Consider the following 13,803-nt stretch of genomic DNA (forward strand, 5'->3'; position numbering starts at 1 on the left):
CTTAATGAATTTTGCTGCCCAGAGTCACCACGCCGTCCGCTTTTTCGCGGCCGAGCCAACTGGTCCATCCCAGGCGACAAGCGTTCTGCTCACCGATGCGCAGTTCGCGGATTTCTTCCTGGCGCAGGACCAGGCGAATGTCGTAATCGAGCGGGTCACGCAGGGTGAACCGCACCAGCGCGCAGAGCGGCTGGTAGCCGAAACCGATCGGCAGGAATTCGTGAAAGCGTTGCCAGTCGAGCTCACGGATGTGAATGCGGAATTTGCCGCTGCGGTCGCGTACGTGTTCGCCCAGCACCAGGTCTTCGCCAAGCAGGCTGTTGGCGCGGCCCAAGCGATTGCGCTGCTCGTCGAGAATTTCGACGCGGCGCTCGATGCACTGCTCGATGGTCAGCTCGGCGTGTTTGAAGTAGTAACGCAGCACCGCTTCGATCAGCGCCGCCGAGTGCGCCCGCAAACTGAGCAAACCGAGGTACGGCAGCAGGCGTTTCCAGTTCAGCTCCTGGGCCTTGCGGATCTCCTCGCCGCCGAGGCCGATCAACGCAAACAGTTGCGAGGAAAACGGGTCGAGGGCGCCGCTCTGGAAGCTCGCGCGGTAGCGGTACTTGCGCCAGATCGGCAGCATCAGCCGCTGCAGGCGATGGTGGAACAGGTCGAGAAAGTGGCGGGTCGGATTTCCGTCTTCGCTGTCGCCCAAGGCCTGTTCGCCGTAGAACGCTGGCAACGGCGAACCGGAACCGACCAGGCCGATCAGGTTGAAACGCAAACGCGCACGCATCTGCCCGTGCTCTTCGAAAAACTCCACGCGATCGACATCACTGCCGGGGAAACCCAGGCTCGGATTGGCCTGGAATTCCAGCTGGTCGTACAGATCGTCTTCGCTCAGGTACGGGTGCGCCTCGCGCAACCGGTCAACCACCAGCAGCACGGCCTGAAACAGCGAGTACTCGCGTATTACCCGGGTCAGCCCGCTTAAAGCAGGGGTTGCAGACCCATACGTGGTGTCCATTGGTACACCTCTCCCTGTGTGCTTTTTACTCGCAACTCGTGGTACGAATTGAGACTGGCGTAAAGCGCGAAAAACTCGTTGAGAACCGAAGCGAAAACGAACAGGTCGCCCTCGCCGATATACCCTTCCGGGTCGATGGTCAGCTCGGTGCGCAACCCGCGTACCGGCAACCCTCGGTGTAATCGGTCGACGTGTTGGTGCTTGATTGACTTGAGCCCGCCCAGCAGGCGTTTACTGACTTTTTCCGCGTGTTGGTCGTAGTAGCGCGGCAGGTCGTAGGTTTCGAGAATTACCTTCAACGCATTGACGTCAGCCAGCGACAGATAGTTAAGCGACATGTTGCTGATCAGCTTCCAGAGGAAGTCACGGTTCAGCGGCGGCGCATAACTGGGAGTGGCCGGGGTGATGTTGCGGAAACTCAGGAACTCCGGCGTCTCTTCACAGGCCTGGCTGATGTCGCCGAGCTTGAGCTTGCGCGGCAGGTTCTGGTTGGTGCAGATCAGCTCGATCGACAGGGTTTCGTGGGCTTCGGTGTGGCGAATGCCGAAGCTCAAGTAAGTGTCGAGGCCGTCGTGCAACGAGGACGAACGCTGGCGGATGCTGTAGTGCGGACGGCTGTTGGGCACGTCGAAACTCGGGTCGTGCTCGAACGATTCGAACGGCACGTACTCTTGATAACCAAGGCCGCCGGGCTTCCAGCCGGTGACGGTTTCCACGGAAAACACGCCGCAGTTTTCCAGACCGAATTCGGCCGGCAGCAGCAGGTATTCGTCCTGCTTGCCGTCGAGGCGGATCGGCAACGCATCGTGTTTGAACAGATTGACGATCGGCGTGCAGTAGAGCTTCACGTTGTCCAGGGTCGGACGCAGACGCTGGATGCCGCTCTTGCGAATGTCGAAGCGCAATTCCAGGCCGCGCACCTGTTTGAGAGTGTCTTCCGGCAGTGCCTTGAGCAGGTCCAGACCGTTGATATCAACGAAGAGGAACTTGTCCTGGAAGGCGAAGTATTCCTGCAGGTAGCGATAGCCACGGAAGGTGTTCAGCGGATACGGGATCAACGCTTCTTCTTCGGCAAAACCCACCGGCTGCACGCGGTCGCCAGGCATCTTGAACGCCATCGGTGTGCCGTTGACGCCGTTGATCGGTTTGCCGGCACAGTCCAGCGGGACCAGTTCGATACCTTCCAGGTTGCGCAGCAGGCTCAGGTAAAGCATCTGGCTGATGTAACGCTCACCGGCAAAGTGCAAACGTAGACGGCTCAGTTCCAACTCACCAAGGTGACCGTCCGCGCTCATCTCCAAACGCAGACTCAACAGCGAACCGTCGCCTTTCACCGAGTAATTCAGCGCGGCCAGGTCCAGCGGCAAGACTTCGGTCGGGTAGCAGGTGCGGAAGCGACACCGCACGTCATCGATTGGCACGCTCTCCACCGGCGTGTCGCGCTCAACCATCAATGCAGGTCCCGAACGCTTCAACGGATCGAACTGCAAAATGCTGAACGCCGGCAGCGGCCGCATGTAGTTGGGCCACAGCAGATGCATCAGCGAATGACTGAGCTCCGGCAATTCATCGTCGAGCTTCTGACGCAGGCGCCCGGTCAGGAAGGCGAAACCCTCAAGTAACCGCTCCACGTCCGGATCCCGCCCGGCTTGCCCGAGGAAAGGCGCCAACGCCGGGCTACGCTCGGCGAATCGACGACCTAACTGGCGAAGTGCGGTGAGTTCGCTTTGGTAGTAGTGGTTAAAGGACACGAGGGGTTACCTGTTTGTCGGTTTTGCAAAAAGTTGTGAAAATCGAAACATTCAATTCACCCAGCAGAAACGGAGTGTCTTGAATAAAAAATCAAACACTGGAGTGCGTCAAATAGTAGACACCCATCGCAAACATAACTGGAATGGCCATAACACAAATAAAATTCAACACCTTGTGAAGCCTTGTTTCCCTAACACTTGGAATAAGTCCGGCAACACCAACAAAAAAACAGAAAACCGCCAGCACACCGAAGTAGTCATTATCTACCATACCGGCAAAGTAACCTTCCATAGTCATTCCTTATTAAACCCCATGAAGTTCCAGCGATATAACTCAAAGGCCTTAAGAAAATCTTCATTAACAGAGCCTTTCGTCAGATTATGGTAAGTCCAGCCTGACCCTGACTTAATGAAGCATCCTTTTTGTACCGGAAGCCCTACATATCCACTACTTTGGGGATCTGCCATATGTTTCCCGGTAAGTTTCACACCCCATGTGAATGGCCAGATAATTGCTGCGTCTGTATTTCCCTGCCGTATATCAATTCGTGAGTCAGTCACCGCCACAGCCATCTGTATGTGATGGGCAGTAGTCATCATCGGACGATCAAGTGCCTGCGCAAGGATGTCGCCCGGCATCAAATCCTCCACGGAGGCAACGGCTACAGTATTGACTGTCGATTTTTGCATCTCACGGGCGCCGTAAGTCAGCATCACCATTTCAGCGAAACCGTACTTATTCGACCCGTATCGGTCATGAGCGGACGGACTATAATTTTCCATGTTTCTATAAGCCCTGACGCCAGTAACCAGTTTAACTGGAAGCCCGCGCTTACTAGAAAACTCTACTAAGACCATGATTGCAAAGTCTTCGCAGGTAAACTTATAGTTATTTACCTTGCCATCTTTATCCCAATACTGCTCATTGATCAATCTTTCCGCAATCAATGGTGCTTCGTCGTGATAAGCAGCAATATCTGCATCAGTCCAGAAAGCAGTCGTTTTCCAGAATACTTTATAGGTAACTTTTTTCCCGACCGGATCTGCCTTGGGAGTTAATGCAATTGACCGTGCCATCAAGGTAGACAAAATTTCGGCACTCATACCGACGTTCCATCAATTGCGGCGTGAAAGTCAAAAGTTTCACCTTCTTCCCCCCCTACCAACTGGGTTCTGCCCATTGCATCACTTTGCCCGGAGATAACTTCGCCTTTTGCGGTTGTAATCTGATAAGGAATATCCTGAAGTGGATTTCCATCCTGATCTTCCATCACAACATGCTGACAATGGGAAAACAGCATCAATGGAACCGGCGGAATAAACGGCACCGGCGTATGCGAGTTCCCGATAATCACTGTCCCGGACCCGGCCGTAACTTTGTTGCCATGAGTACCGACGCAGCCCACGGTCGCCGCCGGTTTACCGTTGATCAAAACGGTGGTGGCAAGATCGCCAACCAGCGCACCACCACACGCCGAGGCATCGCCTTGGCGGGCGGCCGGGAGGCCGTCGAAGAACACGTCGCCGGAACCGGCGGCGATCAGGTTGGTGCCGTGGCCGGGGAGCGGGCAAGCGGTGGGGTCGGTGACACGTGCTGCGGGTTTGCCGGACATACGAATCTCCTTAGTTGACCTTCACTTGACCGCTGCCATCCAGGCGCGCGGCGAAACTGACCTGGCGCTTGAAACCATCAACTTCCAGCAAGCCTTCGATGCTGAAGGACAGGCGAAGCTGATCGTGGTCACGCGGCAGGGAAATGACACGCACATTGCTCAGGCGTGGCTCGTAGGCTTCGATGAAATTTTCGATGGCCAAACGGGCCTGACTCAGGGAGTCGTGCAGGCTCAGACGCATGTCATTGAGATCGGGTAGCCCGTAATCGGACAGCGTTTGCACGCTGCCCGCACGGGTGCTGAGCATCTTGGCCAGATGGGCAGCCACGGACGCCATGGCGGAGACCTCGCGGCTCCAGCCGACGCGTTTGTCCGCGTCGCCACCCAGGCGTTCGAAAAGGCTGCCGTATCCAGTCATGAGTCGCTCCGCTTACTCTTTGTCCAGCTTGCCAACCAGCGACAGGGTGAAATCGGCACCCATGTACTTGAAGTGCGGGCGCACGTTCAGGCTGACGCGGTACCAGCCAGGCTCGCCTTCAACATCGCTGACGATGATCTGGGCAGCACGCAGTGGACGACGGCCACGGACTTCGGCGCTTGGGTTTTCCTGGTCGGCCACGTACTGGCGGATCCACTTGTTCAGTTCCAGCTCGAGGTCGGTACGTTCTTTCCACGAACCGAGTTGCTCGCGCTGCAGCACTTTCAAGTAGTGAGCCAGGCGGTTGACGATCATCATGTACGGCAGTTGGGTGCCGAGCTTGTAGTTCAGCTCTGCAGCCTTGCCTTCCGCGCTGATGCCGAAGAACTTCGGCTTCTGCACCGAGCTCGCGGAGAAGAACGCCGCGTTGTCGGAGCCTTTGCGCATGGTCAGGGAGATGAAGCCTTCCTCGGCCAGTTCGTATTCACGACGGTCGCTAACCAATACTTCCGTAGGAATCTTGGTTTCGATTTCGCCCATGCTTTCGAAGTGGTGCAACGGCAGGTCTTCAACCGCGCCACCGCTCTGCGGGCCGATGATGTTCGGGCACCAGCGGAATTTGGCGAAGCTGTCGGTCAGCTTGGTGCCGAACGCGTAGGCCGTGTTGCCCCACAGGTAATGCTCGTGGCTGTTGGCGACGGTTTCTTTGTACACGAACGATTTGACCGGGTTTTCTTCCGGGTCGTACGGGTTACGCAGCAGGAAACGCGGCACGGTCAGGCCAACGTAGCGGGAGTCTTCCGACTGGCGGAAGCTCTGCCATTTGGCGAATTGCGGGCCTTCGAAGTGATCTTTCAGATCCTTCAGGTCCGGCAGGCCGGTGAAGCTTTCCAGGCCGAAGAATTTCGGGCCGGCAGCCGCGATGAACGGCGCGTGGGACATGCAGGCAACGCTGGAGACGTACTGCATCAGTTTCACGTCCGGCGAGCTTGGGGACATGAAGTAGTTAGCGATAATCGCGCCTACCGGCTGACCACCGAACTGGCCGTATTCAGCGGTGTAGATGTGCTTGTACAGGCCAGACTGCATCACTTCCGGCGAATCGTCGAAATCGTCAAGCAGGTCTTCTTTGGAGACGTTGAGGATTTCAATCTTGATGTTTTCGCGGAAATTGGTGCGATCAACCAGCAACTGCAGACCGCGCCACGACGATTCCAGGGACTGGAAAGCCGGGTGGTGCAGGATTTCGTCCATCTGGCGGCTGAGCTTGGCATCGATCTCGGCGATCATGCGGTCAACCATGGCTTTCTTGACCGGCTCACCGTTGTTCTGCGGTTTAAGCAGTTCTTCGATGAAGGCCGACACACCACGCTTGGCGATGTCGTAGGCTTCGTCGTCCGGCGTCAGGCGGGTCTCGGCGATGATGCTGTCGAGAATGCTGTATTCGCCGTTCTCTTTGCTCTTTTGCTGTGCTGCGCTAGTGCTCATTGTGTTGGCTTCCTTGGCTGATGGAGACTCAGGCGTCCTGGGCTGCGGCGTTCAGGCCCAGCTCACCCAGTACGCGACCGCGGGATTCGTCGTCGGCGAGAACGCCTTCGATGGCTTTGCGGAACGCAGGCGCGTTACCCAGCGGGCCTTTGAGGGCCACCAGCGCGTCGCGCAGCTCCATCAGTTTTTTCAACTCAGGCACTTGCTCGACCAGGCTGGCCGGGTTGAAGTCCTTCATCGAGTTGACGCGCAGTTGCACGCCCAGCTCTTCAGTGCTGCCCTCTTCCTGAAGGCGGTTCGGCACGTTCAACGTCAGGCTCAGCTCTTGCTTGGCCAGCACTTCGTCGAAGGTCATTTTGTCGATGCTGATCGGCTTGCGATCTTCGACTTTGCGTTCGTCCTTGCGGTGCGTGTAGTCACCGATTGCCAGTAGTTTCAACGGCAGTTCAATCTCTTCCTGTGCACCACCGGTGGCAGGTTTGAAAGTGACGTTGATGCGTTCCTTGGGGGCTACCGAGCCTTCTTTGGCCATGGCTTTTCTCCTTGCGGTTGTGGCCCTGGGGCCTATTCGAGTACCACTTCGAGATCGAGGTGGCACAGCCTGCGATAAATCTCTTCCTTGCGTTCACGTACGGCATGGTTCTGCGGCAACAAATCGCAGCAGCTATGCAGTAAATGCAGCACTTCCAGCGCAAGATCGGGCTCCCAGGCGTGCAGGCCTGAGTCCTGTAATGTTTGGTCCAGTGTTTCGAGTTGGGTCTTGGCCAGTTCGTATTTCTTGGCCATGAAGCACAGCCGCGCGAGGGCGAACTGCCAGAAGAATCGGACGCGTCCGCCGTGGGCGCTTTGCAGGCCTTGCTTGAGGATTTGTACGGCGGCCTTGAGGCCGTCCTTGCGCAGGATCGGCAGGACTTCTTCCAGGGCCACTTCCCAGGCCGGCTGGCTGTCAGTGACTTCGACCTTGCGCGGCGCACTGGCACTTTGCAGGTGTGGCATGACGTGGGCACTGACCCAGGCGCGGGTGGCAGGATCAGCGAACGGCGCGCCGTCGTGGAAACGCAATTCGATGATGCCGGGCAGGCGCTGAATCAAAAGCGCGAAGTGGATTTCCACTTCGCGCATTGCCAACTCGGCGTTGAGCCCCTGAAGGCATTCCCAGACCATTCGCTGGCCATCGAACCAGAACGGCGCCTTCGCCAGGCTCGCCTCCAGTTCCACCAGCAGGTCAGCGTATTTGGCTTGGTCGTAACGGTCCTGGTAGGCCTTGAGCTTGTCGGCTGGCAAGCCGCGCAGCACGGTGATTTGCTCGGCATTGCGCTCGGGCACCGCGTCTATGGGCAACCACAACAGTGTGCGATTGAGGCGCAAGGCGCGCAGGTCGGTGGCTTTCTGCTTGAGCCACCAGGCACACAGCGGACGGGCGTTTTCTTGCTGGGCGCGCAGGGCCTTATGGGCTTCTTTCTCGTTGTCGATCGGCGCGCCGGGAGTGAACAACTGCGCGGCGGCCTGCTTGACCTGGGCCACGGCGGCCCCGACCACACCGGGCTCCGGCTGGTTGTCAGCGGCGCGCTGGACCATGTTTTTCAGGCGGCGGGAGATCGGCAGCAACAACGGCGCATCGTCGCCCAGGTGTTCGGTGCAGGCAGCATCGAGGCCTTCCAGATGCTCCACCAGGCGGCGGAACAGCGGCAACTGCTCTTTGATCGCGATGTTTTCGTTCAGCACCTGCTCAAGACGCGGCACCAACCAACTGATGGCAGCGGAGCGGGTGCGGGCCTTGTGGGGATGAACCTCGGCCCAGTGGTTCTCGCACAAGTGGTGCAGAAGTCCGAGGCCGGCCAGCAGCCCCTGGAAGGACTCGCGTTGGTACAGAGCCCAGGTCAGCCAGGCACCGACCCGCAAATCCCTGGACTGGGTGCGCAGCAGGTTTTCACTGTTTTCGCGGATTTTCAGCCAGTCGATCTGACCGCTTTCGTGCATGGACTGGGCTTTGCCCAGCTCGCTTTCCAATGCCTCATATTCGCTCGAAAAGCGAACATCCTCGCCCGCGAAATTCTCTTTGGAAACAGAGGCTTTTGCGAGCTCAAGGTAATGAGCGGAAAGTTTGCTTGAGTAGGACATCCATGGCCTTTAATTAGGATTACAGTCCTACGCCTATTGGAATTACCGGGGCGTGGGACAGTATCAAAGAGCTGCGATGAGTCTCATCCAATTGAGTTCGCGCTCTTTCAAGTGGGCGCATCGTACTCACGATGATGGCCACTAGCAAGCATCTGATTAAACAATAAGACGAAGCGTGTTTTTGTCTCGTAGGAGATGTCCCTATATGTAGCAAGGGAATCCCTGAGATCGGTTTAACTATTCATTGTTCGACCCACTGGCCGGAAACCGTTGAGATAGAGCCTTCAGACTCTTCCATCTTAATAAACGCCGTATTCATTGCCGATGCGCTCCCTGAGGCAGGCGTGAAGCATGCCAAAAATAAAAAATTATGAATGTAGGAGCATTCCGAAATGTTACCGGTATCAGTGAATAAAACGGCGAGTGACAACAAGCAATAAGAAAAGTGCCATCACCGTGGTGGCACTTTGTATTAAATCCAAAGTTCCAAAATGGAACTTTCGGTATCGCGGAAATTTCATACCCGGCTTCAGGATCCCTCCTACATCAATCCTTTGGATGCCTTGTTAGCGTGCCGCGCAACTTTGCGATTTGTTCAGGCTAAGCGGCTCCGACATCACGATTTTTTTCTCTCTCAGCTCAAGGAGGAGCTAAAAAAGCAAAAGGATAAGCGCATGTTCGCACCGGCCAATGCTGCCCTCTTCACGCTTGTGATCCCAACGGTTCGCAACGATTTCAAAGTGCTGGCCTTTGAAGGCACTGAAACCATCAGTGCGTTGTACTCAATTCATGTCGACCTGGTCAGCGAGTATCCGGATTTCGATCTGGAGAGCCTGCTCAACCAACCTGCATTTCTCCAATTCGGCCTTCATGGTGAAGGTATTCATGGTCATATCGCAGAGGTGACCATAGGCGATGGCGGCAAACGCCTGACCCGCTATCGCCTCACCCTCGTACCGGCGCTTCACTACTTGCAGTTCAGCCACGATCAACGGATTTTCCAGCGCCAGACGGTGCCGCAAATCATTGCTCAGGTACTCAAGGGTCATGGCATCCAGGCCGATGCTTTTATCTTCCATGTCAGAACGAGTCCCGAGCGCGAATACTGCACCCAATACCGGGAAAGTGATTTCGAATTCGTCCAGCGGATCTGCGCCGAGGACGGCATTACGTGGCATCACCAGCACTCCCGGGAAGGCCATGTGCTGGTCTTCACCGATGACCAGACCTTCTTCCCTAAACTGGGCGAAACCCCGTATCAGCAAGACTCCGGCATGGTGGTGGAGCATCCGGTCGTCAGCCAGTTATCCATGTCTTTCAGCACCCGCACCAGCATAGTTACCCGCCGCCACTATGATCTGAAACGACCGAATGCTCTGCTGGAAAGTCGCTTCACCGCCGAGTTCAGCCCTGAGCTTGAAGACTATCGCTACCCACTGTTTTTCGAGAGTGAAAAACACGGCAAACAACTCGCCCGACAGGCGCTGGAACGGCACCGGGCCGATTACCAATTAGCGGAGGGTGAAAGCGACCAACCATCGCTTCGTAGCGGCCACTTTTTCAGTCTGACGGATCACCCACGCGACACGTACAACGATCTATGGCTGTTGCTCGGCGTCACCCACTCCGGAAAGCAGCCTCAGGTGCTTGAAGAACCAATTACCAGCGCGACCGAACCTGAGGACGGTTTTACCCAGGGCTACCGCAACTGCTTCAGCGCGATTCCATGGGATGTGTTTTATCGGCCACCGATGCCTAAACAAAGACCAACACTGGTCTGCCAGACCGCCCGAGTCACCGGGCCTGTTGGTGAAGAGATTTACTGCGATGAATATGGTCGCGTCAAAGTCGAATTTCATTGGGACCGCGCTGAACACAACAGCGAAAAAAGCAGATGCTGGCTGCGGGGTTCATCCAGCTGGGCGGGGGATCATTTCGGCGCGGTGGCCATTCCGCGTATCGGCATGAAAGTCCTCGTCACCTACCTCGAAGGCAATCCCGATAGTCCGTTGATAACCGGTTGCCTGATCAACAAAGTCACGCCGGCGCCCTACCCTTTGCCCGAGAACAAAACCAAATCCGTACTTCGAAGCCACAGCTCCCCCAGCACGGGCGGTTACAACGAATTGTCGATTGAAGACCGCGCCGGGCAGGAGTTGATCTACCTGCGTGCTCAGCGGGATATGGAGCAGAGGGTCGAATACGACAGTCAGCTGGAGGTGGGCAACGAGCGTTGGGAAACCATCAAGGGCAACAGCATCGCGGTGCTCGGAGGTGAGGAACATCGCACGGTTACGGCGGATCGCAAGATTCAGCTCAAGGCCAGCGACTATCTACAGATTGCCGGGAGCAGCCATACACGGATCGGCGCAGCACTGGTGGTTGAGGCCGGTGAGCACGTTCATATCAAGGCCGGGGCCAGTCTGGTGCTGGACGCGGGAGCGAACATCACTTTGAAGGCGGGTGGTCACCATATCGTGATCGATGCTGACGGGGTTTTCAGCAGTAGCGAAATTGAGGTTGGTGGTTCGCCGGTGGCGGGGATGGCGGCGCATGCATTGTTGCCGGGGACGGTGGTGGGGTTGTTGGCATCCGTTGCGCCTGCGCCATTGGAAGAGGATGAGCTGGAGGAAAAGGAGGAGGAAGTCGAGGAAGTCGAGGAAGTCGAGGAAGAGGGAATTACGTTGCGGATCGGGGTGTTTTTTGATGGCACCGGGAATAACCGATCCAACAGTGAGATGGTTGTCGGGTGCTATGCGCGGGATGTGAATCTGCTGGAGGAGGCTGAGGATATTCAGCGGTTTTGTCAGGCACATGGGTATGACGTTCAGGGGAACACGCCGGATAGCAGTTATGGGAATAACACGAGTAATGTGGCGAAGCTGTATGACCTGTACACCAATGACAGTGAGCGTCTATTGGCTGATGACGAAACCATAGGGTACATCCCCGTTATCTGGATGGCATCGGTACTATCAGTGGCGAAGGGGATTCGCCTTTCTCACTAGCAACCGGCAAAGGCACCCAAGGTGTATTGGACAGAGTTAAGCAAAGCCCAGCAAGTATCTTTCGTGAAATTCATCTATTCGAATTGGCAAATCCCAACCGCAAAGTTGAGTCCATCGAGTTTGATATCTTCGGTTTCAGTCGCGGCGCCGCTGCCGCACGGCACTATGCCAATGAAGTATTGAAAGGAGAACAGAGTCCATTGGCAGCGCTATTGCCAGGCGATTCTTCATTGTTCACCGAAAATTTTGCCTGGCGCGTCAACACCGATTTCTCCATCAACTTTATCGGCATCTTCGATACCGCTGCTGCCGTCGCAAGCATTGCCGACGGTGATTTGAGCGTCCATGACGCCATAAACCCCAGCGTCAACTTGTTTCTAGCGCCCGATATCGCAAAAAAAGTCGTGCATTTGGTGGCGGGGGATGAGCGTCGCCACAACTTCTCGCTCAACAGCGCCGGCTCTGCCGATATCGTGTTGCCCGGCGTCCACTCTGACCTAGGTGGCGGGTATCTACCAAATATCATTGAACGAGTTCTGCTTAGCAAGCCGCGCTGTAGCCGCGACGAAGATCTTTACGTGCCTTCTACAGCGTCAACCGCCTATCGCTGGGCTGAGCAAGAATTGGGTCGCCTTCAAGATAAAACTCAATCTGTATGGGCTGACACTGAAAGTGAAAACCTGGGCGGTAGAGTTTGCTCGCAACGTCAATGGGGATAGAGCCAAGTGGAAAAATGTCTATGCGGCGGTCCACCCCCCGGTGTCAGGATAGTTGTCGCCTCTCCGAATTTTCCTGAAAAAGCATATCGGGGGCGGAAAGAGACTGGTCGTGCCGTACTATTCACCTGAACGCAAAGCCGCATTACTCAAGATGCTGCTTCCCCCGCTGAGCCTGACGATGGCCGAGGTTTCCCGGCGTGAAGGGGTTAGCGAAATGTCTTTGTCCAACTGGCGCAAGAAGGTCAGTTCTGAAGGAAGCGCAGTGCCTGAAGACAAGCCACTCCCCGAGAACTGGTCTGCTGAAGCCCGGTTCGCTGTCGTCCTTGAAACCGCCGGTCTGTCGCAGCTCGAACTGGGTGAGTACTGCCGACGAAAAGGTCTGTACCCCGAACACGTCAGCGCCTGGCGCCAAGCCTGTATCACGGGGCAGCAGAGTGTTCAGAACCAACAAAAGGTCGACCGCGAACAGTCTCGCAAGGACAAGAAACGTATTCAGCAACTTGAGCGCGAACTGCTGCGTAAAGACAAGGCGCTGGCCGAGACCGCCGCGTTGTTGGTGCTGCGAAAAAAGCTCAACGATTACTGGGGGATCGACAACGAGGACACCTGACCTCTTTGCCGGAACGGCAGTTGTTGGTGGCTTGGTTGATCGAAGCCATCGTGGCCGGTGCTCGAAAAATCAGAGCGTGCCAGGAGGTGGGGCTGTCGCTCAGAACCTTGCAGCGATGGACGCAGAGTGAGGATGTTCAAGCCGATGCCCGCACAACCACCGTGCGGCCCACGCCACGTAATGCGTTGAGCGAGATCGAACGACAAGCGATCGTGACGCTGTGTAACAGCCCGGCGTATGCCCATTTGCCGCCGAGTCAGATCGTACCGAGGCTGGCTGACGAGGGGCGTTATCTGGCGTCGGAAGCGACGTTTTATCGCATCCTGCGTGCAGCCGGCCAGCAACATCATCGGGGCCGTAGCCAGCGACCCAGACGGCATGCGGCACCGGCGACGCATGTCGCCAAAGCGCCCAATCAGGTGTGGTCGTGGGACATCACGTATTTGCCGTCGCCGATACGTGGCAAGTACTACTACCTGTATTTGATCGAAGATATTTACAGCCGCAAGGCCGTGGGCTGGGAAGTTTACGAAGAAGAAAGCGGCGAAAAAGCCGCTGCGCTGCTGCAACGCAGCGTGATCGGCGAGCAGTGTTTACGCGAGCCGCTGGTGCTGCACTCGGACAATGGTGCGCCGATGAAATCGCTGACGCTGTTGAGCAAGATGTACGACCTGGGCATCACGCCGTCCCGTGGCCGACCGCGAGTGAGCAACGACAATCCGTACTCGGAGTCGCTGTTTAGAACACTGAAATATTGCCCGCAATGGCCGCAGGAGGGTTTTGCCAGCTTGGACGCCGCACGCGCTTGGGTGAGAGATTTTATGCGTTGGTACAACAACGAGCACCGGCATAGCCGGATCCGCTTCGTGACACCGACGGAGCGGCATCGAGGGCTGGACCACCAGATCCTGGCGCGGCGGCATGAACTGTACCAGCGAGCGCGCAAGAAAAGCCCGGAACGTTGGTCAGGCCAGACGCGGAACTGGGAGCCGATAGGAGCGGTGATGCTGAATCCGGATCGGGAGCAGCAGGACGAGAAAAGAGCGGCATAGTTGAACGGTTGACG

At 56.6% G+C, this 13,803-nt stretch carries 10 protein-coding genes and 1 pseudogene; 2 read left to right on the forward strand and 9 right to left on the reverse strand.

Annotated elements, in window-relative coordinates:
• Nucleotide 1: 1 nt before the first annotated feature.
• The 9 genes from tssG to tssA all read right to left on the reverse strand — a co-directional run bounded on the left by tssG (nucleotide 2) and on the right by tssA (nucleotide 8,400).
• Nucleotides 2–1,009 carry a type VI secretion system baseplate subunit TssG gene (tssG, locus tag ACYZTX_RS01015; protein ID WP_462032585.1) on the reverse strand — a complete coding sequence of 336 codons (1,008 nt, stop codon included), beginning with the start codon at nucleotides 1,007–1,009 and terminating at the stop codon, nucleotides 2–4.
• The gene (gene tssF, locus ACYZTX_RS01020) at nucleotides 973–2,760 is read right to left on the reverse strand and encodes a type VI secretion system baseplate subunit TssF (RefSeq protein WP_462032586.1); all 1,788 of its coding nucleotides are present in this window, start codon (nucleotides 2,758–2,760) and stop codon (nucleotides 973–975) included. The genes tssG and tssF overlap by 37 nt, the downstream gene beginning before the upstream one ends.
• 91 nt (nucleotides 2,761–2,851) lie before the next feature.
• On the reverse strand, nucleotides 2,852–3,052 hold the full coding sequence (locus ACYZTX_RS01025) for a hypothetical protein (RefSeq protein WP_462032587.1): 201 nt from the start codon (nucleotides 3,050–3,052) through the stop codon (nucleotides 2,852–2,854).
• A gap of 2 nt (nucleotides 3,053–3,054) precedes the next feature.
• Nucleotides 3,055–3,864 carry a hypothetical protein gene (locus tag ACYZTX_RS01030; protein ID WP_462032588.1) on the reverse strand — a complete coding sequence of 270 codons (810 nt, stop codon included), beginning with the start codon at nucleotides 3,862–3,864 and terminating at the stop codon, nucleotides 3,055–3,057.
• A complete protein-coding gene (locus ACYZTX_RS01035) occupies nucleotides 3,861–4,373 on the reverse strand; it encodes a PAAR domain-containing protein (protein ID WP_462032589.1) in 513 nt (170 codons plus the stop codon). Before ACYZTX_RS01035 ends, ACYZTX_RS01030 begins: the two co-directional genes overlap by 4 nt.
• A 10-nt stretch (nucleotides 4,374–4,383) precedes the next feature.
• Entirely contained in the window at nucleotides 4,384–4,791 is a 408-nt protein-coding gene (tssE, locus tag ACYZTX_RS01040) for a type VI secretion system baseplate subunit TssE (protein ID WP_008150080.1), read from the reverse strand.
• Between the two features lie 12 nt (nucleotides 4,792–4,803).
• Nucleotides 4,804–6,279, reverse strand: coding sequence for a type VI secretion system contractile sheath large subunit (tssC, locus tag ACYZTX_RS01045; RefSeq protein ID WP_094469955.1), 1,476 nt, complete (start codon nucleotides 6,277–6,279; stop codon nucleotides 4,804–4,806).
• A gap of 28 nt (nucleotides 6,280–6,307) precedes the next feature.
• Complete coding sequence (gene tssB / locus ACYZTX_RS01050; protein ID WP_282376254.1) at nucleotides 6,308–6,811, reverse strand: type VI secretion system contractile sheath small subunit; 504 nt, start codon at nucleotides 6,809–6,811, stop codon at nucleotides 6,308–6,310.
• Nucleotides 6,812–6,843: 32 nt separating this feature from the next.
• Nucleotides 6,844–8,400 (reverse strand): type VI secretion system protein TssA, encoded by a 1,557-nt coding sequence (tssA, locus tag ACYZTX_RS01055; protein ID WP_462032590.1) that lies wholly within the window; start codon nucleotides 8,398–8,400, stop codon nucleotides 6,844–6,846.
• 674 nt (nucleotides 8,401–9,074) lie between these two features.
• Between tssA and tssI the strand changes: the two are divergent.
• Nucleotides 9,075–12,031, forward strand: a pseudogene (tssI, locus tag ACYZTX_RS01060) (type VI secretion system tip protein TssI/VgrG); the annotation flags it as partial.
• 205 nt (nucleotides 12,032–12,236) lie between these two features.
• Nucleotides 12,237–13,789 (forward strand): IS3 family transposase gene (locus tag ACYZTX_RS01065; RefSeq protein ID WP_462032591.1). Its coding sequence is split into 2 segments (ribosomal slippage): nucleotides 12,237–12,699 and nucleotides 12,699–13,789, totalling 1,554 coding nucleotides; the frame shifts between segments, so codons are not numbered across the junction.
• The last annotated feature ends 14 nt before the right edge of the window (nucleotides 13,790–13,803 follow it).

It is taken from the genome of Pseudomonas sp. MDT1-17 (genome assembly GCF_054898105.1).

What these genes read in the sequence shown, in the direction of transcription:
- tssE (WP_008150080.1), bottom strand. Translation starts at nt 4,791, where the DNA reads ATGACTGGATACGGCAGCCTTTTCGAACGCCTGGGTGGCGACGCGGAC.
- tssA (WP_462032590.1), bottom strand. Translation starts at nt 8,400, where the DNA reads ATGTCCTACTCAAGCAAACTTTCCGCTCATTACCTTGAGCTCGCAAAA.
- ACYZTX_RS01030 (WP_462032588.1), bottom strand. Translation starts at nt 3,864, where the DNA reads ATGAGTGCCGAAATTTTGTCTACCTTGATGGCACGGTCAATTGCATTA.
- ACYZTX_RS01025 (WP_462032587.1), bottom strand. Translation starts at nt 3,052, where the DNA reads ATGGAAGGTTACTTTGCCGGTATGGTAGATAATGACTACTTCGGTGTG.
- tssC (WP_094469955.1), bottom strand. Translation starts at nt 6,279, where the DNA reads ATGAGCACTAGCGCAGCACAGCAAAAGAGCAAAGAGAACGGCGAATAC.
- tssG (WP_462032585.1), bottom strand. Translation starts at nt 1,009, where the DNA reads ATGGACACCACGTATGGGTCTGCAACCCCTGCTTTAAGCGGGCTGACC.
- tssB (WP_282376254.1), bottom strand. Translation starts at nt 6,811, where the DNA reads ATGGCCAAAGAAGGCTCGGTAGCCCCCAAGGAACGCATCAACGTCACT.
- ACYZTX_RS01035 (WP_462032589.1), bottom strand. Translation starts at nt 4,373, where the DNA reads ATGTCCGGCAAACCCGCAGCACGTGTCACCGACCCCACCGCTTGCCCG.